This is a genomic window from Kluyvera sp. CHPC 1.251, from assembly GCF_036759945.1.
Taxonomy (GTDB): Bacteria; Pseudomonadota; Gammaproteobacteria; order Enterobacterales; family Enterobacteriaceae; genus Kluyvera; species Kluyvera sichuanensis.
The window spans coordinates 99927-123178 of the sequence record NZ_JAPKIC010000002.1 but is presented as its reverse complement, the minus strand read 5'-3'; the positions used below and the strand labels follow the sequence as shown (position 1 = coordinate 123178).

Sequence of the window (23252 nt, the reverse complement as noted above, 5' to 3'; positions counted from 1 at the left end):
AAATATGCGCTTACTCCCTTGAAGGGAGAGGGAGTAAGCGCTATCGCCGCCCGAGCGGCACCACCAGCGGCGTATTCGCCACCGGGTCATCAATAATCATGCAGCGCAGGCCGTACACCGCTTCAATCAGCGCCGGAGTGACGATCTCTTTCGGCGCGCCTTCTGCCACTATCTTCCCATCGCGCAAGGCTATCAGGTGCGTCGCGTAGCGGCACGCCTGGTTCAAATCGTGCAGCACGGCGGCGAGCGTATAGCCGCGCTCGCGGTTCAGTTCGCTTAAGAGCTCCAGCAGGTCAATCTGATGGCTGATATCAAGCCAGGTCGTTGGCTCGTCGAGCAGCATGATCGACGTGTCCTGCGCCAGCACCATTGCAATCCACGCGCGCTGACGTTGCCCGCCGGAGAGGGTATCCACGCTCTGGTTGGCGAGGTTGACGATGCCGGTGGCCTGCATCGCATTCTGCACCGCGTCTTCATCTTCCTGGCGCCAGCGGGTAAACAGCGGCTGATGCGGATAACGCCCGCGGGCAACCAGTTCCTGCACTGAAATATCCCCCGGCGTCGTGGCGTTCTGCGCCAGCAGGCCGACGCGACGCGCTACCTCTTTACTGGCGTAGCGCTGGATCTCTTCACCGTCGAGATAGACATGGCCGCGAACTGGCGTCATCAGGCGGCTGAGCGTCCGCAGCAGGGTCGATTTCCCGCAGCCGTTGGGGCCAATAATGGCGGTGAAATGGCCGTCAGGAATGGTGACGTTCAGCGACTCGGCGATGGTCTTTTTCCCGTAGGCAAGGGTTAACGCCTCGCCGCGCAGGCGAGCGACGGTGTCGGTCATTTTTTACGAGACTCCTGAATTAGCAGCACGATGAGGTAGATACCGCCAAGGCTAACGGTGACCACGCCCACCTGAAGCTGATAAGGCAAGAACAGCTGCTGGGCGCAGTAGTCGGCGGCGGCGAGCAGCAGCGCGCCGCAGAGCGCCGCCTGGGTCAGACCCCAGCGCGCGGTGCCGCTGAGGCGACGGGCAATGTGCGGCGCGACCAGCGCAATAAAAGAAATCGGCCCGGCTAACGCGGTGGCGGCGGCGGTCAGCACCACGGCGACCAGCATCAGCAGCAGGCGGGAAACTTCGACACGAACCCCCAGCGCACAGGCGCTGTCGTCGCCCATTTCTAACAGGCGCAGACGGCGCACCAACAGCGCGGAGCAGGCGAGGGCGATGACCATCATCGGTGCAGCGGGCCAGATTTTGGCCCACGTCAGGCCGTTAAGCGAACCGGCAAACCATAGCCCTGCAGAGACGGCGGTCTCCAGCGACGCGCGCAGCAGCAGCCAGGTGTTGAAGGCCATCAGCATCGCGCGGATGCCGATGCCGATAATAATCAGCCGGAAGGTTTCGATACCGTCACGCCACGCCAGTGCCCACACGATAAGCGAGGTGGCGATGCCGCCCGCCATGGCGGCGAGGGTAATGGTAGTGAGGTTCTGGCCGAAGAAGACCAGTGCCACCAGTACGCCACTCCATGCACCGGTGTTAAAGCCCATCACGTCCGGACTGCCCAGTGGGTTGCGCATCAGCGACTGGAAAATCGCGCCGCTGACGCCGAGCGCGGCGCCAATCAACAGCGACATCAGCACGCGCGGTAGACGCCATTCAGTCACCACCAGGGTGATGGTGCGCGGCGCATCGCCAAACAGCGCAGCGAAGATTTGTGAAAATTCCAGCGTGACTGCACCGCTGCGTAGACTCAGCAGCGTGAGCAGCAGGCATGCGGCGACCAGCAGCAGACAGCTGGCGACCAGGCGACGAGAAGGGGCGTTCATCGACCACCTCCGTTCGATTTACGGCGAACCAGGAAAATCAGCACCGGTGCGCCGATAAAGGCGCTGACCACCGATACGCGCAGTTCGCCGGGCACCAGCAGGCGGCCAATAATATCGGCAAACAGCAGCAGCGAGGGGGTAGCGAGCAGGGTGACCGGCAGTGACCAGCGGTGGTCCGAGCCGACCAGCCAGCGGGCAATATGCGGCATCATCAGGCCGATAAAGGCGATAGGGCCTACCACCGAGGTCGCGCTGGCACACAGAATGGTGATCACCAGCAGTCCCATGATTTGTGTGCGCGCCACTTTACTGCCCAGCGCGGTGGCGGTGTCGGCACCGAGGCTCAGGCTGTTAAGCGAACGGCTCATCATCAGCGCGACGGCACCGGCAATCAACACCGGGATCAGCACCGTTTTCAGGGTTTGCAGGGTACGAATATCCAGCGAACCCGCCTGCCAGAAGCGCAGCTGATCGTAGACATCCTGGTTAAGTAAGGCGATGCCGCTGGAGAAACCTTCCAGTACGGCAGCGAGCGCCACGCCTGCCAGCGTTAAGCGTACCGGGCTCAGTTGGCCGCCGCCCTGGCTGCCGGTAAAGGCCACGATTAACGAGGCAACCAGCGCGCCGCAAAAAGCCATCGCCAGCTGTTCCTGTGGCGAGGTAATGCCGAGCAGCGCCGCGCCTAACACGATGGCAAAACTGGCCCCGGCGTTAACGCCAAGAATTCCAGGATCGGCAAGCGGGTTGCGGGTGAGAGTTTGCATCAGCGCCCCGGCAAGCCCCAGCGCGCCACCGGCGAGCAGACCGGCCAGCGTTCGCGGCAGTCGGGCATCGAGCACGATAGTGCAATCGGCGCTCTGGCAGGTGCCGCTAAGCGCGTCGATAACGACGTGAACCGGGAGCGGTTTGGCACCAATCAATAAACTGAGCGTGGCGGCGAGAAACAGCAGTATCAACAATCCAGGCAGCGCAAGGGCGCGCAGCACCGGGGTGGAAAACGACATGGCGACATCCCTGATTTGATAATGATAGTAATTATCGTTATCTATCTTATTCGCTTATGTTAGCATGAGCGCCCTCGGAAAGGGTAAGAAAAAACGTTCAAGGTTTTGTAATGAATCGACAATCCTGGCTGCTGAATCTGAGCCTGCTAAAAACGCATCCGGCCTTTCGCGCCGTCTTTATTGCTCGCTTTATCTCCATTCTCTCGCTTGGCCTGCTCGGCGTGGCGGTACCTGTTCAAATTCAGATGATGACCCACTCCACCTGGCAGGTGGGGCTTTCGGTCACCCTGACCGGCGGGGCGATGTTCGTCGGGCTGATGGTGGGCGGCGTGCTGGCGGACCGCTACGAGCGCCGCAAGCTTATCCTGTTGGCGCGCGGCACCTGCGGTATCGGGTTTATCGGCCTGTGGCTGAACGCCCTGCTGCCGGAACCGTCGCTGGTGTCGATTTATCTGCTTGGTCTATGGGATGGCTTCTTCGCCTCGCTGGGTGTGACGGCGCTGCTGGCGGCGACGCCAGCGCTGGTTGGGCGTGAGAATCTGATGCAGGCGGGGGCGATTACCATGCTGACGGTGCGCCTGGGTTCGGTGATTTCGCCGATGGTCGGCGGCCTGCTGCTGGCGTCCGGCGGCGTGTCGTGGAACTACCTGCTGGCGGCGCTGGGCACCTTTATCACCACGCTGACGCTGCTGCGTTTACCGCAGCTGCCACCGCCGCCGCAAAAGCGCGAACATCCATTCACTTCCCTGGTGGCCGGGTTCCGTTTTCTGCTCGCTAGCCCGCTGATTGGCGGCATTGCGTTGTTGGGTGGTCTGGTGACGATGGCCAGCGCCGTGCGCGTGCTCTATCCCGCGCTGGCGCAGGGCTGGCAGATGTCGGCGGCACAGATTGGCCTGCTGTATGCGGCAATTCCGCTGGGGGCAGCTTTTGGTGCGTTAACCAGCGGACGGCTGGCGCAGAACGAGCGTCCGGGCTGGGTGATGCTGCTGGCGACGGTCGGGGCGTTTGTGGCAATCGGTCTGTTTGCCATGATGCCGCATTGGGCGTTGGGAATGGTGTGCCTGGCGCTGTTTGGTTGGCTGAGCGCCATCAGTTCGCTGTTGCAATATACCTTGATTCAGACCCAGACGCCGGAAGCCATGCTCGGGCGCATTAACGGGCTGTGGACGGCACAGAACGTCACCGGCGATGCCATCGGTGCGGCGCTGCTCGGTGGGCTGGGGGCGATGTTGACCCCGGTGGCATCGGCAAGCGTCAGCGGTTGGGGGTTGGCGATCGTGGGTGGGATTTTACTGCTGGTGCTGGGCGAACTGCGGCGGTTCCGGCGCGAGATCCCGGAGTCGGCGTAACCGCCTCGTCCGGGTTACAGGAAACGTGTAGCCCGGCCAAGCGAAGCGCCGCCGGGAATGACTCGGTGCTTAACCAAACAGCGCCGACAAGCGCGCTAACACGCGCATTGCGCTGTAATAGTCGAGACGGAACGTCTCGGTGCCCAGCGCGTACACGTGCTTTTCTTTCACCGCTGGCAGGTGCGCCAGCAATGGGTTGGCGTAAATCGCGTCCACATCTTTCTGGTCACCGGCGAACAGGAACAGGCTATTGCCGTTCAGGCCGGTTGCCAGGTTTTCACCGCCAAGCTGGATGATGTCGTGACGCTTGCCCTGGCTTTGGCTGGCGTGCAGGCCTTCCGGCAACGTGGCGAGGGTAAAGCCGAGCTGGGAGAGGAACTGCCCCTGCGCGGATTCGCTGGTCCACAGGTTGGCGCTATGCGCCGCGGCGGTATAGACCAGCGCGCTCACCGGCTGCGGTGGCAGCTTCATCTGTTGCTTCACGCTAGCCAGTTGCTTATCAAACTCGGCAATACGCGCCGCAGCCTGCTTCTCCTGCCCGGTGATGGTGCCGAGCTGAGTCAACAGCGCCTGCCAGCTTTTATCGTCGTAGTTAACGATAAGCGTTGGGGCGATGGTGGAGAGCTGGTCGTACAGCGCCAGCGCGGAGTCACCGCCGGTAGCGCTGATAAGAATCAGGTCCGGCATCTGTGCGGCCACGGCTTCAGCGCTGGGTTCGCCAATGTAGAGGCGGGAGATCTTACGCGCTTTTGCAACGTCGCCCCACTGGCGCAGGAAGCCCTGAGCATCTGCTACGCGGTTATTCGGCGTGGTGGCACCGCTGGCAATCACCGGTGCATCAATCGCCAGCAGGGAACCGGTGAGGGTCACGCTGGTGGAAACAATGCGCGTTGGTTTGTGCTCCAGGGTGTGAACGCCGTGGCTGTCGCTAATCTGGCGTGGCCATTCGGCGGCCTGGGTTGAGGATATTCCTAAAACACTAAAACCTGCGATGAGCGCCACGGTGCGCCATAAAGCGGAGAAGTTCACGGATATGCGTCCTGATTGTCATTGGTTAATGCTTCTCATTTTCAACTATTGTTCGCGCTGGATGCAAGCCCTCTTCCATCGCCGGGGCAGGGCAATATCAGGGCTACGCGCTTTTTATTAAGCACAAGATGCTGCTTAGCGCTGTTGACATACGAGGCGTTTACTTTTAGGTTACCCAACCAAAATATAAATGATAATTATTCGTAATATCTTTATCGTTTTTGGAGGATGATATGGAAACGTCACTTGCTGCGGATACACAAGAACAACACCATCAGGCTACGCTCTCGGCTGATAGCTTTTTCTTTATGTCGCCGTTCCGTAGTTTTACCACCTCGGGCTGTTTTCAGCGCTTCACCTGCCCGGCTGAAGGCGGTGATGCGCCAGATAGCGCATTCCAGCAGGGGCTAGCCTCGGCGTTTGCCGCGGCCAAAGCCGCCGGGATTGCCAATCCGGTGATGGTTGGTGCCATCCCGTTCGATACCACGCAGCCTTCCGCGCTGTATATTCCTGAACGCTGTGACGCGTTTTCGCGTACCGCAAAACAACACTCTTCCCGCTACCACGCCTCGCGCGATCCGCTGGCGGTGGTGGCGCGCCGCGAAATCCCCGAAAACCCGGTGTTCCTCGATATGGTGGCCCGAGCGGCGGCGCTGACCGCGACCCCGCAGGTCAATAAAGTGGTGCTTTCCCGCCTGATTGATATCGAAGCTGAGCAGACGCTGAACAGCGGCGCGCTGCTGGAGCGTCTGGTGGCGCAAAACCCGGCGAGCTTTAACTTCCACGTCCCGCTGCCGGACGGCGGCGTGCTGCTGGGCGCAAGCCCCGAGCTGCTGCTGCGCAAAGAAGGATCGCTGTTCCATTCGCTGCCGCTAGCCGGTTCTGCGCGTCGTCAGCCTGATGACATGCTGGATCGTGAAGCAGGCAACCGCCTGCTGGCTTCGGAAAAAGACCGTCACGAGCATGAGCTAGTGACCCAGTCGATGAAAAAAACGCTGGCGCCGCGCAGCCTGCAACTCTCACTGCCGAGCACCCCGCAGCTGGTTACCACGCCAACCCTGTGGCACCTCGCTACGCCGATTGAAGGCCAGGCCAAAGCGGAAGAAAACGCGCTGACGCTCGCCTGCTTGCTGCACCCAACGCCTGCGTTGAGCGGCTTCCCGCATCAGGCGGCTAAACAGCTGATTGCCGAGCTGGAGCCGTTCGAGCGCGACCTGTTCGGCGGCATCGTCGGCTGGTGCGACGCCGAAGGCAACGGCGAGTGGGTGGTGACTATCCGCTGCGCGCGGGTGAAAGCCAATAGCGTGCGTCTGTTTGCCGGTGCGGGCATTGTGCCTGCGTCATCGCCGGAGTCCGAGTGGCGCGAAACCGGCGTCAAGCTTTCTACCATGCTAAATGTTTTCGGCCTGCATTAAGAGCCTATCCCATTAGGCTATTTTATTCGCCATTTTGGCGCCGGGCAGTGCTCGAAATCCTCACGTACTACGTGTACGTTCCGGTTTCTGCGCGCTGTCCGACGTCAAACTGGCTTCAACAATTACGCCTACTGGGATAGGCGGCAAGGAATCAGAATGACCGTGGAATTTACCCGCTGGCCGGACGCGCTGGCGGCGCGCTACCGTGAAAAAGGCTACTGGCAGGATCTGCCGCTCACCGAGATGCTGACCCGCCACGCAGGCAGCGACGCAATTGCGGTGATTGATGGTGACCATCAGATTAGCTATCGCCAGTTGAATCACTACGTCGATAATCTGGCGGCCTCGCTGCAGCATAAAGGGCTGAAGCGTGGAGAGACCGCGCTGGTGCAGTTGGGCAATATCGTTGAGTTTTACATTACGCTGTTTGCGCTGCTGAAAATCGGCGTCGCACCGGTGAACGCGCTGTTCAGCCATCAGCGCAGCGAGCTGAATGCCTACGCCGAGCAGATTGCCCCGGCGGCGCTGATTGCCGACCGTTCGCATACCCTGTTTGGTGACGATAGTTTCCTGAACGCGTTTTGCGAACAGCATCGCTCCCTGCGCATGGTGCTGCTGCGCAAAGGCGAGGGGGAACACGCGCTGGAAGCGGCGATTGCTCGCCCGGCTGCCGATTTTACCCCAACGCCAACCGCCGCCGACGAAGTGGCCTTTTTTCAGCTCTCCGGTGGCAGTACCGGCACGCCAAAGCTTATCCCCCGCACCCACAACGATTACTACTACAGCATTCGCCGCAGTAATGAGATTTGCCGTTTTGATGCGCAGACGCGCTATCTCTGTGCGATCCCATCGGCGCATAACTATGCCATGAGCTCGCCGGGGGCGCTGGGCGTCTTCCTGGCGCAAGGCACGGTAGTGCTGGCGGCGGACCCGAACGCCACGCTCTGCTTCCCGTTGATTGAAAAGCATCAGGTGAACGTCGCCGCGCTGGTGCCGCCAGCGGTTAGCCTGTGGTTGCAGGCGATTACCGAATGGGGTAGCAACGCCCAGCTGCGTTCGCTGACGCTGCTCCAGGTGGGCGGCGCGCGTCTTTCTGCGACGCTGGCGGCGCGTATTCCGGCAGAGATTGGCTGTCAGCTGCAGCAGGTATTCGGCATGGCGGAAGGGCTGGTGAACTACACCCGTCTGGATGATTCAGAAGAAAAGATCCTCAACACTCAAGGTTACCCGATGTGCCCGGACGACGAAGTGTGGGTGGCAGATGCCGAGGGTAACCCATTGCCGCGTGGCGAAGTTGGCCGTCTGATGACCCGTGGCCCATACACTTTCCGTGGTTACTACAAGAGCCCGCAGCATAACGCCAGCGCCTTTGATGCCGACGGTTTTTACTGCTCGGGCGATCTTATTTCCATCGACGAAGACGGCTACATCACCGTTGAAGGGCGCGAGAAAGATCAGATAAACCGTGGCGGCGAGAAGATTGCCGCTGAAGAGATTGAAAACCTGCTGCTGCGTCATGACGCGGTGGTCTATGCGGCGCTGGTCAGCATGGAAGATAGCCTGCTTGGCGAGAAAAGCTGCGCGTATCTGGTGGTGAAAGCGCCGCTGCGCGCCGTGGCCGTCCGCCGTTTCCTGCGCGAGCAGGGCGTGGCCGAATTTAAACTGCCTGACCGCGTCGAGTGCGTAGATGAACTGCCGCTGACCCACGTCGGGAAAGTCGATAAAAAACAATTACGTCAGTGGCTGGCGAGCCGCTCGCAGTGCTGAAGGAGAGAACAACATGGCGATTCCAAAACTACAGGGCTACGCGCTGCCAACCGCGCTGGAACTTCCCGAAAACAAGGTCAACTGGGCGTTTGAGCCGTCGCGCGCCGCGCTGTTGATCCACGATATGCAGGAATATTTCCTCAACTTCTGGGGCGATGACAGCGCAATGATGGAGACCGTGGTGGCGAACATTGCCGCGCTGCGCGATTTCTGCAAAAAAAATGGCATTCCGGTTTACTACACCGCCCAACCGAAAGAGCAGAGCGATGAAGACCGCGCGCTGCTGAATGATATGTGGGGGCCGGGGCTGACCCGTTCACCGGAGCAGCAGCGAGTGATTGCGGCGCTGGCACCAGATACTCAGGATACCGTGCTGGTGAAGTGGCGTTACAGCGCATTCCACCGCTCGCCGCTGGAGCAGATGCTCAAGGAGACCGGGCGTAATCAGCTGATTATCACCGGTGTCTATGCGCACATTGGTTGCATGACCACCGCCACCGATGCCTTTATGCGCGATATTAAGCCGTTCTTTGTCGCCGACGCGCTGGCGGACTTTAGCCGCGACGAGCACCTGATGTCGCTGAAATATGTTGCTGGTCGTAGCGGCCGCGTGGTGATGACCGATGAACTGCTGCCGTCCGTGCCAACCAGCAAAGAGGCGCTGCGTGCGCTGGTGCTGCCGCTGCTGGATGAGTCCGATGAACCGCTCGACGATGACAACCTGATTGATTACGGCCTCGACTCCGTGCGCATGATGGCGCTGGCGGCACGCTGGCGTAAAGTGCACGGTGATATCGACTTCGTGATGCTGGCGAAAAATCCAAGTATCGATGCCTGGTGGGCGCTGCTCTCCCGTGAGGTGAAATGATGGCCGGGTTCGATTTTAACGGCCAGAACGTGTGGGTGACCGGGGCGGGAAAAGGTATCGGCTATGCTACCGCACAGGCGTTTGTGGAGGCGGGCGCGAAGGTTACCGGTTTCGACCTGGCGTTCGACGGCGAGCATTATCCCTTCGCGACTGAAGTACTAAACGTGGCGGATGCTCAGCAGGTGGCGCAGGTGTGCGAACGCCTGCTCGCCACCACCGAGCGGTTGGATGTGCTGGTCAACGCGGCAGGAATTTTGCGAATGGGCGCCACCGACGCGTTGAGCCTGGAAGATTGGCAGCAGACCTTCGCGGTCAACGTCGGCGGCGCGTTTAACCTGTTCCAGCAGACGATGGCGCAGTTCCGTCGTCAGCAGGGCGGGGCGATTGTTACTGTCGCTTCCGATGCGGCGCATACGCCGCGCATCGGCATGAGTGCCTATGGCGCGTCGAAGGCGGCGCTGAAAAGCCTGGCGCTGACCGTCGGGCTGGAGCTTTCCAGCGCGGGCGTGCGCTGTAATCTGGTATCGCCGGGTTCCACCGACACCGATATGCAGCGCGTGCTGTGGGTGAGCGATGACGCCGAGCAGCAGCGTATTCGCGGCTTTGGCGAGCAGTTTAAGCTCGGCATACCACTGGGTAAAATTGCGCGTCCGCAGGAGATTGCCAGCACGATTCTGTTCCTGGCATCGAGCAGCGCCAGCCACATCACGCTGCAGGATATCGTGGTGGACGGCGGCTCAACGCTGGGAGCGTAGGATGATCTGGAAACGTCATTTAACCCTTGATGAACTGAACGCCACCAGCGATAACACCATGGTGGCGCATCTGGGGATTGTTTATACCCATATCGGCGACGACAGCCTGGAAGCGGTGATGCCGGTGGACAGCCGTACCCATCAGCCGTTCGGCCTGCTGCACGGCGGCGCGTCGGCGGCGCTGGCAGAGACGTTGGGCTCGATGGCTGGCTTTCTGATGACCCGCGAGGGGCAGTGTGTGGTCGGCACCGAATTGAATGCGTCGCACCATCGCCCGGTCTCTCAAGGGCAGGTGCGGGCGGTGTGCCAGCCGCTGCATTTGGGGCGTCAGAGCCAGAGTTGGGAAATTGTCGTTTTTGACGAGCAGGGGCGGCGCTGCTGTACCTGCCGGTTAGGGACGGCGGTGCTCGGTTAGGTTTCGAGCGCCGAATAAGGTGTAGGCCGGATAAGCGAAGCGCCATCCGGCATGATGCGGCACATTGCCGGATGGCGCTTCGCTTATCCGGCCTATATACCTGCGTTTATCCCACTTTCACTTCCCGCCTCTCATCCGTTTTTCTGACTTAAGTGATCCCGTTAACAATGTGATGTAAATGTCGGGTACCGTTCCTGTTCATATTCGTTTCAAGGTTGTTAAATCAAGTGTGCTTGCATGGACACAAAATGTAACATCCTCTGCTACTGATACGGACAATAACTATGAACAATTCAGGGAAATACCTTATATGGGCGTTACTCTCCATTGTTGGAGCGTTTGCCCTGGGCTACATCGCCCTCAACCGTGGTGAACAGATAAACGCATTGTGGATCGTCGTGGCGGCGGTCTGCGTTTATCTTATCGCTTACCGTTTTTACGGCCTCTATATTGCGAAAAAGGTGCTGCAGGTTGACCCGACGCGCATGACGCCCGCCGTGCGTCACAATGATGGCCTCGACTACGTACCAACGGACAAAAAAGTACTGTTCGGACACCACTTTGCCGCTATCGCCGGGGCGGGCCCGCTGGTGGGGCCGGTGCTGGCGGCACAAATGGGTTATCTGCCAGGCATGCTCTGGCTGTTAGCCGGGGTGGTGCTGGCCGGTGCGGTCCAGGACTTTATGGTGCTGTTTGTTTCTACCCGTCGCGATGGCCGTTCACTGGGTGAGCTGGTGAAAGAGGAGATGGGACCGGTCGCTGGCGTGATTGCGCTGGTGGCGACCTTTATGATCATGGTGATCATTCTGGCGGTGCTGGCGATGATTGTCGTGAAGGCGCTGACCCACAGCCCGTGGGGAACCTATACCGTTGCCTTTACCATTCCGCTGGCGCTGTTTATGGGGATTTACATTCGCTATCTGCGTCCGGGACGCATTGGCGAAGTGTCGGTTATTGGTCTGGTGCTGCTGGTGTTTGCGATTATTTCCGGCGGTTGGGTGGCGGCAAGCGAAACCTGGGCGCCGTGGTTTGACTATACCGGCGTACAGTTGACCTGGATGCTGGTGGGCTACGGCTTCGTGGCATCTGTGCTGCCGGTGTGGCTGCTGCTGGCACCGCGCGACTACCTTTCCACCTTCCTGAAAATCGGCACTATCGTTGGGCTGGCGATTGGCATTCTGATTATGCGCCCAACGCTGACCATGCCTGCGCTGACCAAATTCGTTGATGGCACCGGCCCGGTCTGGACCGGCGACCTGTTCCCGTTCCTGTTTATCACCATCGCCTGCGGCGCGGTTTCTGGTTTCCACGCGCTGATTGCCTCCGGCACCACGCCGAAGATGCTGGCGAACGAAAATCAGGCCTGCTTTATCGGCTACGGCGGTATGCTGATGGAATCCTTCGTCGCCATTATGGCGCTGGTTTCTGCCTGTATTATCGATCCGGGCGTGTACTTTGCGATGAACAGCCCGATGGCGATGCTGGCACCAGCCGGTACCGTTGACGTGGTGGCTTCAGCGGCGCAGGTGGTCAGCAGTTGGGGCTTTGCGGTGACGCCGGACCTGCTGCATCAGATTGCCAACGAAGTTGGCGAACAGTCGATTATTTCTCGTGCGGGCGGTGCGCCGACGCTGGCGGTGGGGATGGCCTATATCCTTCACGGGGCGCTGGGCGGCCTGATGGATGTGTCGTTCTGGTATCACTTCGCCATTCTGTTTGAAGCGCTGTTTATTCTGACGGCGGTGGATGCGGGTACCCGTGCTGCACGCTTTATGCTGCAAGACCTGCTGGGCGTTATCAATCCGGGGCTTAAACGTACCGATTCGCTGCCCGCTAACCTGCTGGCAACGGCGCTCTGCGTGCTAGCCTGGGGCTACTTCCTGCATCAAGGGGTGGTTGACCCGCTGGGCGGCATTAACACCCTGTGGCCGCTGTTCGGTATTGCGAACCAGATGCTGGCGGGTATGGCGCTGATGCTGTGTGCGGTGGTACTGTTCAAGATGAAACGTCAGCGCTACGCATGGGTTGCGCTGGTGCCGACGGCGTGGCTGCTGGTGTGTACGCTGGTGGCGGGCTGGCAGAAGTCGTTCAGTGAAGATACCCGCGTGGGCTTCCTGGCGATTGCCAACAAGTTCCAGGCAATGATCGACAGCGGCAATATTCCGCCGCAGTACACTGAATCGCAGCTGGCGCAGCTGGTGTTCAACAACCGTCTTGATGCTGGCCTGACCATCTTCTTTATGGTGGTGGTTGTGGTGCTGGCGGTGTTCTCCCTTAAAACCGCGCTGGCGGCATTGAAGGTGGACAAACCGACGGCGAAAGAGACCCCGTACGAGCCGATGCCGGCGGATGCGGAGAATCTGGTCGCGCAGGCGAAACGCGCGCATTAATCTCAATTGCGCGTTGTTTGATGATGTTGTAGCCCGGCCGAGCGTAGCGACGCCGGGTTTACCCAAAGGACAAAAACGATGTTTGATACGCTTTCGAAAGCCGGAAAATACCTCGGTCAGGCCGCTAAAATGATGATTGGCGTGCCGGACTACGACAACTACGTCGAACATATGCGCATCACGCACCCGGACCAGACGCCGATGACCTACGAAGAATTTTTCCGCGACCGCCAGGACGCACGCTATGGCGGCAAGGGCGGCGCGAAATGTTGTTAATGTTTATTTAGACATCTAAACGTCTCGATTGCCAAACGTGTTCGCCGTGTTATATTGATGTTAACTTTAGCATCACGAGCGGCAGACGCAGAATGACGAATAAGCAACTCATCCCACAGAGCAAGTTACCCAATCTCGGCACCACCATTTTCACCCAGATGAGCGCGCTGGCGCAGCAGCACCAGGCGATTAACCTTTCGCAGGGATTTCCCGATTTTGACGGCCCGTCTTATCTTCAGGCACGGCTGGCGCATCACGTCGCCGCGGGCGCAAACCAATATGCGCCGATGACCGGCGCGCTGGCGCTGCGTGAAGCCATCGCCGAGAAAACGCAGACGCTGTACGGCCACTCGCCGGACGTGAATAGCGAGATTACGGTCACCGCGGGGGCAACCGAAGCGCTTTATGCGGCGATTACCGCGCTGGTGCGTAACGGCGATGAGGTTATCTGCTTCGACCCGAGCTATGACAGCTATGCGCCGGCGGTCGAACTCTCCGGTGGTATCGTAAAGCGTATCGCGCTGCAACCGCCGCACTTTCGCGTCGACTGGCAGGCGTTTGCCGACACGCTCAGTGATAAAACCCGATTGGTAATACTCAATACCCCGCATAATCCCTCAGCCACCGTGTGGCAGGCGGCAGATTTTGAGGCGCTATGGCAGGCCATTGCTGAACGAGAAATCTACGTACTCAGCGATGAAGTGTATGAACATATCTGTTTTAGCGAAGCCGGGCACGCCAGCGTGCTGGCGCATCCGCAGCTTCGTGGGCGGGCGGTGGCGGTTTCCTCGTTTGGTAAAACCTATCATATGACCGGCTGGAAGGTGGGGTACTGCGTCGCGCCTGCGCCGATAAGCGCCGAGCTGCGTAAGGTGCACCAATATCTGACCTTTGCCGTTAATACCCCGGCGCAGCTGGCACTGGCGGATATGCTGCGGGCCGAACCTGAGCACTACCGCCAGCTACCCGATTTTTATCGGGCACGGCGCGACCTGTTTATCGATGCGCTGAGCCAGAGCCGACTGAAGTTGCTGCCCTGCGAAGGCACCTACTTCCTGCTGGCGGACTACAGTGCCATTTCTGAGATCGATGACGTGAGCTTTTGCCAGTGGCTGACCACTGAAATTGGCGTGGCGGCGATCCCGCTGTCGGTCTTCTGTGCTGCACCGTTCCCGCACAAGCTGATTCGCCTGTGCTTTGCCAAGCAGGAAGCGACGCTGCTGGCCGCCGCCGAGCGCCTGTGCCGTCTGTAGCTATTTGACCGTCCAGGCCTGTGAGAACTGGCGATTGCCAAATATTTCGCACAGGCCGTTAATCTGCTTAAGACGCAGAATTTCATCGGCATCCATACCTAGCTCCTGACCGATTTTTTCATCATCCCAGCCGAGCTGGCTTAGCTCACGCACGATATCTGACATGGCGCTTATCTGATGGCGACCCCGCGCGCGGTTGTGACGAATGGTGGCCGCTACCCGCGACGGCTGCGAATGGTCGCTATTTTCTAGCTGGGTAATCGGCAAATAGCCGTGCAGGCGTTTTTTCAGCGTGGCTTTTGACTGCGACAACAGATGGCGGTGGAAACCATCGACAATCTCGTAGGCGTTGCTGTTTTTCTCAATCACCACAATCGGTTGAGTAAAACCGTCGGCTTCCAGCGATTTGGTGAGCAGCCGCTTTTCTGGTGGGGCCATATTGTTCGGGTTATAGTCATTCGGTGAAACCTGCTCCTCTTTCACCCACAGTACGCAGTCAATCGGTTGGTCGCGAAACGGGCTCTCCTCGTGCAAAGCCTGCCGAAACTGGTTAATCGCATCAATCTTCTCTTCGTCAGATAAGGTTTGTAGATAGCTCTGCAGTTGTGCAATCAGTTTTTGTTGCATAGTAACCCCCATTGTTGACGCTTCTGTTCCATGCGCGTGCGATAGCGTTGGTAGTGGCTGGCCTTTGTTGGGCTGAAAGAGAGCATCCGGCACCAGTAATCATTGTTTAATAAGACTTTGCAGATTCGTCGCCACGACGGAACGTCTTTAGAGCCCAGATCTTTCTCCTGGCTGTCCGGAATATCTTCCCATCCCTGCTTTTGATACCAGTGAAGATAGACGGCGATTTTATTGCGATAGTGGTCGGCGGTGACTTCCGGCATGGTGTAGAGCAGAAAGTGGGCGTAGCTGCGCCAGCTATGATGCTGCGGCTTTTCAATTTTGCGATGACCGTAGAACTGGTTATCCTGCCCGGCATAGATGCCACCGCTGTGCACGCCGCTGACCCGCTGGCACATTGCGGCCCAGCGTTCAGGCTCCAGGACGTGATAGAGCCACAGCCCTTGCCGCTGCTCCGGCCCAAAAGGCTCGCAGATACGCATATAGCGCAGCGGCACGCCCGCCTGATGCATCAGGTCGTAGAGCGGGTTATAGGGCAGCTTGCTTTTGGCAAACCAGGTCCAGATATCCGCCGTTTTCCAGTCATAGATCGGATAGACGTACCAGGCATGATTGCCCGGCGCGATAGTCGTCCAGGGTTTATCGTCGGCAAAGCGGCGCTTACGCTGCGAAGAAATGGTCAAAAAGCGGTTGTAGGACTCGTCGGCGCGAATACCGACCATCACGGCGGCGGGACGCTGCTGGGAGAACCAGTCGGCAAATTTCTGCACGAACAGTTCGAAGGTCATTCCCAGCTCATAAAAGGGGAAAAAATCGGGGTCGGTAATAGCATCCTCAGGCGGCTGTCTGACCCATTTCGCTCCTGGTTCCCAGCACTGCCACTCAGGAGTGAATTGGGTCAGTGAATTTTGAGTGGTCAGCGGTAGGGCAACCCAATAAAAGGTTTCAATCACATCGCTATACAGCGTGCGTAAATTTTGACAATGATTGATGGTATAGGAGAACTGAGCTTCCCAATCAATAAACAGCACGCTGAATTTTTTACCTGATTGGCGCGCCTGTTCCGCGGCTAAATGCAGCATGACCGTTGAATCTTTCCCACCGGAAAAAGAGATACAAACGCGGGGGAGGTTATTCAACGTCCAGCCTATCCGTTCCCGACTTGCCTCCAGTACGGAGAGAGGTAAGGGGAGTTTGATGATTGACATAAATCAGCAATCCTTTATGGCGATGATGTCTAATAAGGTACTGATTATAGTACGCTGTTATGAGAAGTAATAAATAAGATAATACATGCTAGGTTTTTATTTTTTGGTTATAATGCATTTGTTGTATGAATATATTAAAGGCTCATGGTTTTTTCTATAATCTTAGAAAAGAAGGGGAGGCTCATTGATGAGCGGCTGTAAACCATGTATATCGGGAATGAGGGTAATGTTATCTTTGTCGATATTTCTTTTAGTTTGAATGTATCTTTTAATAGCTCAAAGGCAAGTTTTGGTACAATACCGACTAAATCAGTGTGATGAAGGGTATGATAAATCGTCATTAATGATGATGAGGTGAAAGCAATCTCTCTCTCTGTTAATTGTGCGGAGTCATTGGCATTCTGAAATTCTTTAATTTGATGTTCACGTGCCTGATATAGGGTAAATCGTTCTTTTAAAAGCTGTTCTAATGTCGCACTGTCACCCAATCGTGGATGATTTTGACTGCACGCCAGGATGACCTGGACTTCGCTAAACGGTACACAAACCAGCGAACGATTACTGTGCTGTTGCACGGTAAAGACCACGTCGGCCTTGCGATAATTCATTATTTCTTCAATGTCTTCGGTTTCTATCGCTGTATCGTGATAAACCACCTCAAGGTTTCTATCCTCAAGAAGAATGTTCATAAATTGAGTGAGTTTGGGCTGTGCGTGAAACTGCGGGCCATATACCACAAAACGCCTTCTGAGTTCGGTTTTACCCATAATGTTAATCGTCTGTTCAAGCCCGTTAAGATTATCTTCGAGATGGAGATGCAGGTTATCGGCTACGGTTGTCGGCGTTATACCTTTGCCAGAGCGCACAAAAAGCGGATCGTTTAACTGGACGCGGAGTCGCTGCAAGGACTGGCTAACGGCAGAGGGAGTGATAAATAACGTTTGCGCTGCCTTACTAATACTCAAATGCTGGTATATACATTCGAAAATAATGAGCAGATTTAGATCGAAGCGCTTAAGGTTGTAAAGATTTGCCATGAGATATTCCTTTATTGTTTTAACAAATGCATATGTGGCGAAACATACGCCATACTTTCCGAAACAATCCTTGTATTCGAAAAACTACATTGGGATTTAACCACTTCTGAATATATAACAGGTGTGAGTAATGATCCACTCATTATGTAGAAGAAAAGGATGTATATATATTATTAATAATATTCATGAAAGTGGGGTTATAGCGATTTGTCTTAATTTGCTGATTTCCCTTATGCCGTTCCCTGCTAAAAGCGAGAAACGTCAGGTAAAGAACCGACTACGATGGAAAGTATCCGTAAAATCAGTGGGTAATACGAGATAAACGGCGTAGGCTATCACAGTCATAGACAAGACCGACGCCAGGCCGATTGCCCTTTGCGGAGCAGGGTGATGTAATCCAAGGGCTGTGACAACCTTTGTTAAGGTATGTAGAGCGCAACAATAAGCCAGCCTGGCTGGCGCTGAATTCACCTGCTGGGGATTCAGGTAACGGGGCCGCTGATGCGGCCTTTTTACGTCTGAGGGTGAGCGAATTGTGCCCGTCCTCGTTATCGGTTCACAAAGCTGTCTTGTTCCGGTTGTTAGATAACGCTTATTGATTTGATAATGTAAACGCATTGGTCGAATCAGGAAAAAGTCGTTAACTTAGACCTCAACGAAAACACGGAGGAAGTACTCGATGTCTTTAATTAATACCAAAATCAAACCTTTCAAAAACCAGGCGTTCAAAAACGGTGAATTCGTAGAAGTTACCGAGAAAGATACCGAAGGTCGCTGGAGCGTCTTCTTCTTCTACCCGGCTGACTTCACCTTCGTATGCCCGACCGAACTGGGCGACGTAGCAGACCATTACGAAGAGCTGCAGAAACTGGGCGTGGACGTGTACTCTGTTTCTACCGACACCCACTTCACCCACAAAGCATGGCACAGCAGCTCTGACACCATCGCGAAAATCAAATACGCGATGATCGGCGACCCGACTGGCGCCCTGACCCGTAACTTCGACAACATGCGTGAAGATGAAGGTCTGGCAGACCGTGCAACCTTCGTTGTTGACCCACAAGGTATCATCCAGGCAATCGAAGTTACCGCTGAAGGTATCGGCCGTGACGCCTCTGACCTGCTGCGTAAAATCAAGGCAGCTCAGTATGTTGCTTCTCACCCAGGCGAAGTTTGCCCGGCTAAATGGAAAGAAGGCGAAGCCACACTGGCTCCATCTTTAGACCTGGTCGGCAAGATCTAAGTCGTCTGCCCGGCGGCACGATAATGGCCTACAGCACGTAGGCCGGATAAACGTAGTGCCATCCGGCATCTAACAGGCGCGAATCTGCGCCTGTTTTATTCCAGCATCATGATGCAAGTTGCTTACAGGCAGCTCGTATGTGGCCGCTTGCATGATGATGTTTTAAGCCCAGGAGATAAAAATGCTCGACACCAACATGAAAACCCAGCTCAAGGCCTATCTTGAGAAGCTGACTAAACCTGTTGAGCTGATTGCCACGCTGGATGACAGCGCTAAATCGGCAGAGATCAAGGAACTGTTGGCTGAAATCGCTGAATTGTCAGATAAAGTGACCTTTAAAGAAGACAACACGCTCGCGGTACGTAAGCCATCGTTCCTGATTACTAACCCAGGTTCCGACCAGGGCCCACGCTTTGCGGGTTCCCCGCTGGGCCACGAGTTTACCTCGTTGGTGCTGGCGCTGCTGTGGACCGGTGGTCACCCGTCGAAAGAAGCGCAGTCTCTGCTGGAGCAGATCCGCGATATCGACGGCGACTTTGAATTTGAAACTTACTACTCGCTCTCTTGCCACAACTGCCCTGACGTGGTGCAGGCGCTGAACCTGATGTCGGTACTGAACCCGCGCATCAAGCACACGGCCATTGACGGTGGTACATTCCAGAATGAAATTACCGACCGTAACGTCATGGGCGTTCCGGCGGTCTATATGAACGGTCAGGAGTTTGGTCAGGGCCGTATGACGCTGACTGAAATCGTCGCAAAAGTGGATACCGGCGCGGAAAAACGTGCGGCGGAAGAGCTGAATAAACGTGACGCTTACGATGTGCTGATCGTCGGTTCCGGCCCGTCCGGTGCGGCAGCGGCGGTTTACTCTGCGCGTAAAGGTATTCGTACCGGCCTGATGGGCGAACGTTTTGGCGGCCAGGTGCTGGATACCGTCGATATCGAAAACTACATCTCCGTACCAAAAACCGAAGGCCAGAAACTGGCGGGCGCACTGAAGGCGCACGTGAGCGAGTATGATGTGGATGTGATTGACTCCCAGAGCGCGTCTAAGCTGGTTCCTGCCTCGGTTGAAGGCGGCCTGCATCAGATTGAAACTGCGTCCGGCGCTGTGCTGAAAGCGCGTAGCATTATCATCGCTACCGGGGCGAAATGGCGTAACATGAACGTACCGGGCGAAGATCAGTATCGCACCAAGGGCGTGACCTACTGCCCACACTGCGACGGCCCGCTGTTTAAAGGCAAACGCGTGGCGGTTATCGGCGGGGGTAACTCCGGCGTTGAAGCGGCTATCGATCTGGCGGGTGTGGTTGAACACGTGACCCTGCTTGAGTTTGCGCCAGAAATGAAGGCCGACCAGGTGCTGCAGGATAAAGTGCGCAGCCTTAAGAACGTCGACATTATTCTCAACGCGCAGACCACTGAAGTGAAAGGTGACGGCAGCAAAGTGACCGGCCTGCAGTATCGTGACCGCGTTAGCGGCGACGAGCATCACGTGGCACTGGCGGGGATATTTGTTCAGATTGGCCTGCTGCCAAATACCAACTGGCTGGAAGGCGCGATTGAACGCAACCGCATGGGTGAAATTATCATTGATGCGAAATGCGAGACCAACGTGAAGGGCGTATTCGCCGCAGGCGACTGCACCACCGTGCCGTACAAACAGATTATCATCGCCGCTGGCGAAGGTGCGAAGGCGTCACTAAGTTCATTTGACTACCTGATTCGTACCAAAACTGCATAAAAAAGAAGACAATGCCTGCAATGTCAAAGGCCACCGAAAGGTGGCCTTTTTTTGTGACTGCTATTTCCCGGCGGCGCTTTGCCTTGCCGGGCTACGGTTTTTTATCGTACGACTAACACCGGAATATGCGCGTGGCGGATAACGCTGGAAGCGTTGGAACCAAGCAGGTGCGTACTGATAGACGGGTTACGTGAACCAATCACCACCATATCGGCGTTCAGCTCTTCCGCCAGTTCGTTCACCGCATCGCGGACGCTGCCGAGGCGAACGTGAAGCTTAATACGCGAAGGGTCGATGCTGAAATGGCTCACCATGGTGGTCAGACGGCTTTCGGCTTCCTGCTGCAGATGCTCTTCAAAGCGGCGCAGGTCGGCGGCAAAGCGGCTCATGGTGTAGCTGGCCGATGCGGGCAGCACGTGAAGCAGATGGATAATACCATCCTGCTGGGCTAAAAATTCCGCGTGACGAACGGCTTTGTCACTCAACTCCATCTCAAAAACATCAACTGGCATAATGATTGTTTTGTACATATGGCTCCTCCTTGTCTTTGTGGAACTATCAGAACACATAATGGGTTCTAAATATGTCATTTAGTTCGCAAAATAGTTTATCGAGGCGAGGGGAGTTGTAAAGTTTCGTGAGGCGGGGAAGGGCAGAAGGGGCAAAAACAGAAAGAGGATGCAGAACATCCTCTTAATAGGTTAGCGCGGGAGATTAGCGATGAAATTCGCCTGCGGCTTCCGGCTGGTAAAGCAGCTCGAGCACTTCGAGATGGGTAGATGTACCGCCCGGCAGCTCCCAGTGAATGGCACTGCCCGTGCGCAGGCCAAGCAGCGCGGCGCCAACCGGTGCCATCACGGAAAGCTGGCTGCTGCTGTCGGTCATCTGGGCCGGGAAGACCAGCGTACGGACGCGCTCTTCGCCGGTGGTGAGATCGCGGAATCTGACCTGGCTATTCATACTCACTACATCATGCGGCATGTCCTCTGGGGCACACATCTGGGCACGATCCAGTTCGTCGTTTAGCGCGTTCGCCACCGGGGAATTTGCGTAAGCAGGTTGCTCAAGCAGGCGGTCGATACGCTCGGCATCGAACTCATTAATAATGATGGCAGGTCTGGTCATTATTTACTCCATGTCTATCGATTATCCAAAAGAAAACCCTCACCGCCAGCGGCAAGGGTTCATCTCATCCCATCATACTGATCCTGAGGTCAGGTTTGAAGTGATACAGCGCACATTCGAGAATGGCAACGATCGGCGTTGTGTGAATTTTGTGCGAAATACATCGCAACCTATAAATCTGGATTATCCTTTTTAGGCTGCACCTGGCAGCGTCCTTCCAGTACAGGAGATCGTATGAGTGGTTTCGATAAACTGACCCTGAAAGATGGTAGCTATCTCTGGTTTAAAGATTGGGGGAGCGGACAGCCTATTGTATTTAGCCACGGCTGGCCGCTGACGTCTGATGCGTTTGAGGATCAGATGCTGTATCTGGGGTCAAAGGGGTATCGGGTTATCGCCCACGATAGACGAGGCCATGGGCGCTCGGCGCAGCCCTGGGACGGGCACAATATGGACCAGTATGCGGATGACCTGGCGGAGTTGACCGCCCACCTGAATCTGAAGGATGCGGTGCACGTTGGCCACTCAACCGGCGGCGGCGAGGTGGCGCGCTATATTGGCCGTCACGGCACGCAGCGGGTGGCCAAAGCGGTGTTGATTGGCGCGGTAACGCCCATTATGGTGAAAACGGACTTTAACCCGAACGGCGTGCCGCTGGAGGTCTTCGACGGTATTCGTGACGGGGTAATTAACGATCGTGGCGCGTTTTTCTACGAGCTGACGGCGGCGTTTTACGGTTATAACCGCCCTGGTGCGAAGGAGTCGAAAGCGGTGCGCGAAGGTTTTGTCGAACAAGGATTACAGGGTTCGATTAAGGCGCTCTACGACTGCATCAAGGCGTTCTCAGAGACAGACCTGCGTGAGGACCTGCGCAGAATGACGATCCCAACGCTGGTGATTCACGGCGATGACGATCAGATTGTGCCGTTTGAGACCTGCGGGAAAGTGGCGGCGGAAATTTTGCCTGACGCGGAGCTGAAGGTGTATCGCGGCGGATCGCATGGGATCTGTACCACGCACAAGCACCAGATCAACGACGATCTGCTGTCGTTTATCGAGCAGTAGCGCGAATCGCCCCCGACGGTCGGGGGCGTAATCAAACGATTAGTAGCCGTTTTTATCCAGGATGAACTGTTTGCCGCAGTTGCCGGGGTGCGGCTGTGGGAGCAGTGAATCTGCGCTGAGCGGGTTGTTGATACTGGCGGATTTAATGGCAATCTGCATTTCGGTCAGATAAGCCGGGTTGCCGTCGCAGGTCAGCTTGACCGCTTTCACATTCTCTTTGCCAAAGGCGCGGGCAACCGCGTCGTCAAAGCTCGCGCGGGTAACGGTTTTGCCGTAGTTAGCGGCAAGGAACTGACCTATCGCGCTTTGCTTCACTTCGCTATTCATGCGCACCATGGTACCGAAGTAGGCATCCGGATCGAAGCCGAAGCAGACGCCGTGCTTGGCGTACTCGTAGCGCTCAAGACACGTTTTTCCACCGCTGCCCGGCATCACCTGGTTGAGCTTATTGGCCACCTCCAGTGATAAACCCGTCTCATCGGCGGCGCATTTCCGGCTGGCTTTCGCTTCCGGCATATTGGGGATCGGACGTGTGGCGCAGCCGAAACGCATCCAGCGGTTGTTGTCCACCCCGCGTGAGGCAATGGAACCCGGTAGACCAGGCCATAGGCCGTGTACCGTCAGATAATCGGCCTTATTAGCGGCTTCTGTTGTCCGCAGGCATTCCAGCGGCTCTTTGCGGTTTCTATCATGCTGGCTCTGGCAAAACCCGTTTTGCCAGGAGAGTGCCAGGACGTAACGGTCGAAGTCGCCATATTGTGTGGGTGCCAGTGGGGCTGCTTGAAGGCTACCAGCGCAGAGCAGCAGCGCGCATCCTGACACAATATTCTTCCTTAACATTTTCCTGACTCCACG

General features: G+C 56.7%; 22 protein-coding genes. 12 read left to right on the top strand and 10 right to left on the bottom strand.

Annotated features, from left to right (window positions below):
• Nucleotides 1-40: 40 nt before the first annotated feature.
• From fepC to fepD, 3 genes are read right to left on the bottom strand one after another with little or no spacing between them, the layout of a single operon-like run.
• Nucleotides 41-835 carry an iron-enterobactin ABC transporter ATP-binding protein gene (gene fepC, locus V6940_RS05030; protein ID WP_333495068.1) on the bottom strand — a complete coding sequence of 265 codons (795 nt, stop codon included), beginning with the start codon at nucleotides 833-835 and terminating at the stop codon, nucleotides 41-43.
• Nucleotides 832-1824: an iron-enterobactin ABC transporter permease gene (gene fepG, locus V6940_RS05025; RefSeq protein WP_333495067.1), complete on the bottom strand. Its 993-nt coding sequence runs from the start codon at nucleotides 1822-1824 to the stop codon at nucleotides 832-834. The genes fepC and fepG overlap by 4 nt, the downstream gene beginning before the upstream one ends.
• The gene (gene fepD / locus V6940_RS05020; RefSeq protein WP_333495066.1) at nucleotides 1821-2828 is read right to left on the bottom strand and encodes a Fe(3+)-siderophore ABC transporter permease; all 1008 of its coding nucleotides are present in this window, start codon (nucleotides 2826-2828) and stop codon (nucleotides 1821-1823) included. Before fepD ends, fepG begins: the two co-directional genes overlap by 4 nt.
• A gap of 110 nt (nucleotides 2829-2938) precedes the next feature.
• On the opposite strand from fepD, the gene entS reads away from it, so the two are divergent.
• A complete protein-coding gene (gene entS, locus V6940_RS05015; protein WP_442910780.1) occupies nucleotides 2939-4177 on the top strand; it encodes an enterobactin transporter EntS in 1239 nt (412 codons plus the stop codon).
• A 69-nt stretch (nucleotides 4178-4246) separates the two neighbouring features.
• Here entS and fepB read toward each other — a convergent pair whose 3' ends face one another.
• On the bottom strand, nucleotides 4247-5206 hold the full coding sequence (gene fepB / locus V6940_RS05010; protein WP_333495065.1) for a Fe2+-enterobactin ABC transporter substrate-binding protein: 960 nt from the start codon (nucleotides 5204-5206) through the stop codon (nucleotides 4247-4249).
• 233 nt (nucleotides 5207-5439) lie between these two features.
• Between fepB and entC the strand changes: the two genes are divergently transcribed.
• The 8 genes from entC (at nucleotide 5440) to V6940_RS04970 (ending at nucleotide 14345) form a co-directional block, all read left to right on the top strand.
• Nucleotides 5440-6621 (top strand): isochorismate synthase EntC, encoded by a 1182-nt coding sequence (gene entC / locus V6940_RS05005; RefSeq protein ID WP_333495064.1) that lies wholly within the window; start codon nucleotides 5440-5442, stop codon nucleotides 6619-6621.
• Nucleotides 6622-6777: 156 nt separating this feature from the next.
• Entirely contained in the window at nucleotides 6778-8388 is a 1611-nt protein-coding gene (gene entE, locus V6940_RS05000) for a (2,3-dihydroxybenzoyl)adenylate synthase EntE (protein ID WP_333495063.1), read from the top strand.
• A gap of 13 nt (nucleotides 8389-8401) precedes the next feature.
• Complete coding sequence (locus V6940_RS04995; RefSeq protein ID WP_333495062.1) at nucleotides 8402-9256, top strand: isochorismatase; 855 nt, start codon at nucleotides 8402-8404, stop codon at nucleotides 9254-9256.
• Nucleotides 9256-10011 carry a 2,3-dihydro-2,3-dihydroxybenzoate dehydrogenase EntA gene (entA, locus tag V6940_RS04990; RefSeq protein ID WP_333495061.1) on the top strand — a complete coding sequence of 252 codons (756 nt, stop codon included), beginning with the start codon at nucleotides 9256-9258 and terminating at the stop codon, nucleotides 10009-10011. Before V6940_RS04995 ends, entA begins: the two co-directional genes overlap by 1 nt.
• Nucleotide 10012: 1 nt before the next feature.
• Nucleotides 10013-10426 (top strand): proofreading thioesterase EntH, encoded by a 414-nt coding sequence (gene entH / locus V6940_RS04985; protein WP_035895886.1) that lies wholly within the window; start codon nucleotides 10013-10015, stop codon nucleotides 10424-10426.
• Between the two features lie 284 nt (nucleotides 10427-10710).
• A complete protein-coding gene (cstA, locus tag V6940_RS04980) occupies nucleotides 10711-12816 on the top strand; it encodes a pyruvate/proton symporter CstA (protein ID WP_333495060.1) in 2106 nt (701 codons plus the stop codon).
• Between the two features lie 78 nt (nucleotides 12817-12894).
• A complete protein-coding gene (locus V6940_RS04975) occupies nucleotides 12895-13092 on the top strand; it encodes a YbdD/YjiX family protein (protein WP_035895883.1) in 198 nt (65 codons plus the stop codon).
• Nucleotides 13093-13184: 92 nt separating this feature from the next.
• Entirely contained in the window at nucleotides 13185-14345 is a 1161-nt protein-coding gene (locus V6940_RS04970) for a pyridoxal phosphate-dependent aminotransferase (protein WP_333495059.1), read from the top strand.
• Here the strand turns inward: V6940_RS04970 and V6940_RS04965 are convergent, their stop codons facing one another.
• The 3 genes from V6940_RS04965 to citR all read right to left on the bottom strand — a co-directional run bounded on the left by V6940_RS04965 (nucleotide 14346) and on the right by citR (nucleotide 17217).
• Entirely contained in the window at nucleotides 14346-14972 is a 627-nt protein-coding gene (locus tag V6940_RS04965) for an IbrB-like domain-containing protein (RefSeq protein ID WP_333495058.1), read from the bottom strand. It lies immediately after the preceding gene.
• Complete coding sequence (locus tag V6940_RS04960) at nucleotides 14957-16180, bottom strand: phosphoadenosine phosphosulfate reductase (protein ID WP_333495057.1); 1224 nt, start codon at nucleotides 16178-16180, stop codon at nucleotides 14957-14959. Before V6940_RS04960 ends, V6940_RS04965 begins: the two co-directional genes overlap by 16 nt.
• Before the next feature lie 134 nt (nucleotides 16181-16314).
• On the bottom strand, nucleotides 16315-17217 hold the full coding sequence (gene citR / locus V6940_RS04955) for a DNA-binding transcriptional repressor CitR (protein ID WP_333495056.1): 903 nt from the start codon (nucleotides 17215-17217) through the stop codon (nucleotides 16315-16317).
• A 679-nt stretch (nucleotides 17218-17896) separates the two neighbouring features.
• Here citR and ahpC point away from each other — a divergent pair.
• Both ahpC and ahpF read left to right on the top strand, forming a co-directional pair.
• Nucleotides 17897-18460, top strand: a complete 564-nt coding sequence (ahpC, locus tag V6940_RS04950; protein ID WP_035895873.1) for an alkyl hydroperoxide reductase subunit C — start codon at nucleotides 17897-17899, stop codon at nucleotides 18458-18460.
• A gap of 181 nt (nucleotides 18461-18641) precedes the next feature.
• A complete protein-coding gene (ahpF, locus tag V6940_RS04945; protein WP_333495055.1) occupies nucleotides 18642-20207 on the top strand; it encodes an alkyl hydroperoxide reductase subunit F in 1566 nt (521 codons plus the stop codon).
• A gap of 101 nt (nucleotides 20208-20308) precedes the next feature.
• On the opposite strand, the gene uspG is transcribed toward ahpF, so the two are convergent.
• Nucleotides 20309-20737 (bottom strand): universal stress protein UspG, encoded by a 429-nt coding sequence (gene uspG / locus V6940_RS04940; protein ID WP_185669843.1) that lies wholly within the window; start codon nucleotides 20735-20737, stop codon nucleotides 20309-20311.
• Nucleotides 20738-20921: 184 nt separating this feature from the next.
• Complete coding sequence (gene rnk, locus V6940_RS04935) at nucleotides 20922-21332, bottom strand: nucleoside diphosphate kinase regulator (protein WP_333495054.1); 411 nt, start codon at nucleotides 21330-21332, stop codon at nucleotides 20922-20924.
• Between the two features lie 234 nt (nucleotides 21333-21566).
• On the opposite strand from rnk, the gene V6940_RS04930 reads away from it, so the two are divergent.
• On the top strand, nucleotides 21567-22397 hold the full coding sequence (locus V6940_RS04930) for an alpha/beta fold hydrolase (protein ID WP_333495053.1): 831 nt from the start codon (nucleotides 21567-21569) through the stop codon (nucleotides 22395-22397).
• Between the two features lie 39 nt (nucleotides 22398-22436).
• Here V6940_RS04930 and rna read toward each other — a convergent pair whose 3' ends face one another.
• The gene (gene rna / locus V6940_RS04925; RefSeq protein WP_333495052.1) at nucleotides 22437-23237 is read right to left on the bottom strand and encodes a ribonuclease I; all 801 of its coding nucleotides are present in this window, start codon (nucleotides 23235-23237) and stop codon (nucleotides 22437-22439) included.
• Between the last annotated feature and the right edge of the window lie 15 nt (nucleotides 23238-23252).

Excerpts from the sequence above, each read along its gene's own strand:
- entE (WP_333495063.1), top strand. The coding sequence starts at position 6,778 with ATGACCGTGGAATTTACCCGCTGGCCGGACGCGCTGGCGGCGCGCTAC.
- ahpC (WP_035895873.1), top strand. The coding sequence starts at position 17,897 with ATGTCTTTAATTAATACCAAAATCAAACCTTTCAAAAACCAGGCGTTC.
- V6940_RS04995 (WP_333495062.1), top strand. The coding sequence starts at position 8,402 with ATGGCGATTCCAAAACTACAGGGCTACGCGCTGCCAACCGCGCTGGAA.
- uspG (WP_185669843.1), bottom strand. The coding sequence starts at position 20,737 with ATGTACAAAACAATCATTATGCCAGTTGATGTTTTTGAGATGGAGTTG.
- fepD (WP_333495066.1), bottom strand. The coding sequence starts at position 2,828 with ATGTCGTTTTCCACCCCGGTGCTGCGCGCCCTTGCGCTGCCTGGATTG.
- rna (WP_333495052.1), bottom strand. The coding sequence starts at position 23,237 with ATGTTAAGGAAGAATATTGTGTCAGGATGCGCGCTGCTGCTCTGCGCT.
- entS (WP_442910780.1), top strand. The coding sequence starts at position 2,939 with ATGAATCGACAATCCTGGCTGCTGAATCTGAGCCTGCTAAAAACGCAT.
- V6940_RS04975 (WP_035895883.1), top strand. The coding sequence starts at position 12,895 with ATGTTTGATACGCTTTCGAAAGCCGGAAAATACCTCGGTCAGGCCGCT.
- citR (WP_333495056.1), bottom strand. The coding sequence starts at position 17,217 with ATGGCAAATCTTTACAACCTTAAGCGCTTCGATCTAAATCTGCTCATT.
- entA (WP_333495061.1), top strand. The coding sequence starts at position 9,256 with ATGGCCGGGTTCGATTTTAACGGCCAGAACGTGTGGGTGACCGGGGCG.
- entC (WP_333495064.1), top strand. The coding sequence starts at position 5,440 with ATGGAAACGTCACTTGCTGCGGATACACAAGAACAACACCATCAGGCT.
- fepG (WP_333495067.1), bottom strand. The coding sequence starts at position 1,824 with ATGAACGCCCCTTCTCGTCGCCTGGTCGCCAGCTGTCTGCTGCTGGTC.
- ahpF (WP_333495055.1), top strand. The coding sequence starts at position 18,642 with ATGCTCGACACCAACATGAAAACCCAGCTCAAGGCCTATCTTGAGAAG.
- entH (WP_035895886.1), top strand. The coding sequence starts at position 10,013 with ATGATCTGGAAACGTCATTTAACCCTTGATGAACTGAACGCCACCAGC.
- V6940_RS04970 (WP_333495059.1), top strand. The coding sequence starts at position 13,185 with ATGACGAATAAGCAACTCATCCCACAGAGCAAGTTACCCAATCTCGGC.
- V6940_RS04960 (WP_333495057.1), bottom strand. The coding sequence starts at position 16,180 with ATGTCAATCATCAAACTCCCCTTACCTCTCTCCGTACTGGAGGCAAGT.
- V6940_RS04930 (WP_333495053.1), top strand. The coding sequence starts at position 21,567 with ATGAGTGGTTTCGATAAACTGACCCTGAAAGATGGTAGCTATCTCTGG.
- V6940_RS04965 (WP_333495058.1), bottom strand. The coding sequence starts at position 14,972 with ATGCAACAAAAACTGATTGCACAACTGCAGAGCTATCTACAAACCTTA.
- rnk (WP_333495054.1), bottom strand. The coding sequence starts at position 21,332 with ATGACCAGACCTGCCATCATTATTAATGAGTTCGATGCCGAGCGTATC.
- fepC (WP_333495068.1), bottom strand. The coding sequence starts at position 835 with ATGACCGACACCGTCGCTCGCCTGCGCGGCGAGGCGTTAACCCTTGCC.
- cstA (WP_333495060.1), top strand. The coding sequence starts at position 10,711 with ATGAACAATTCAGGGAAATACCTTATATGGGCGTTACTCTCCATTGTT.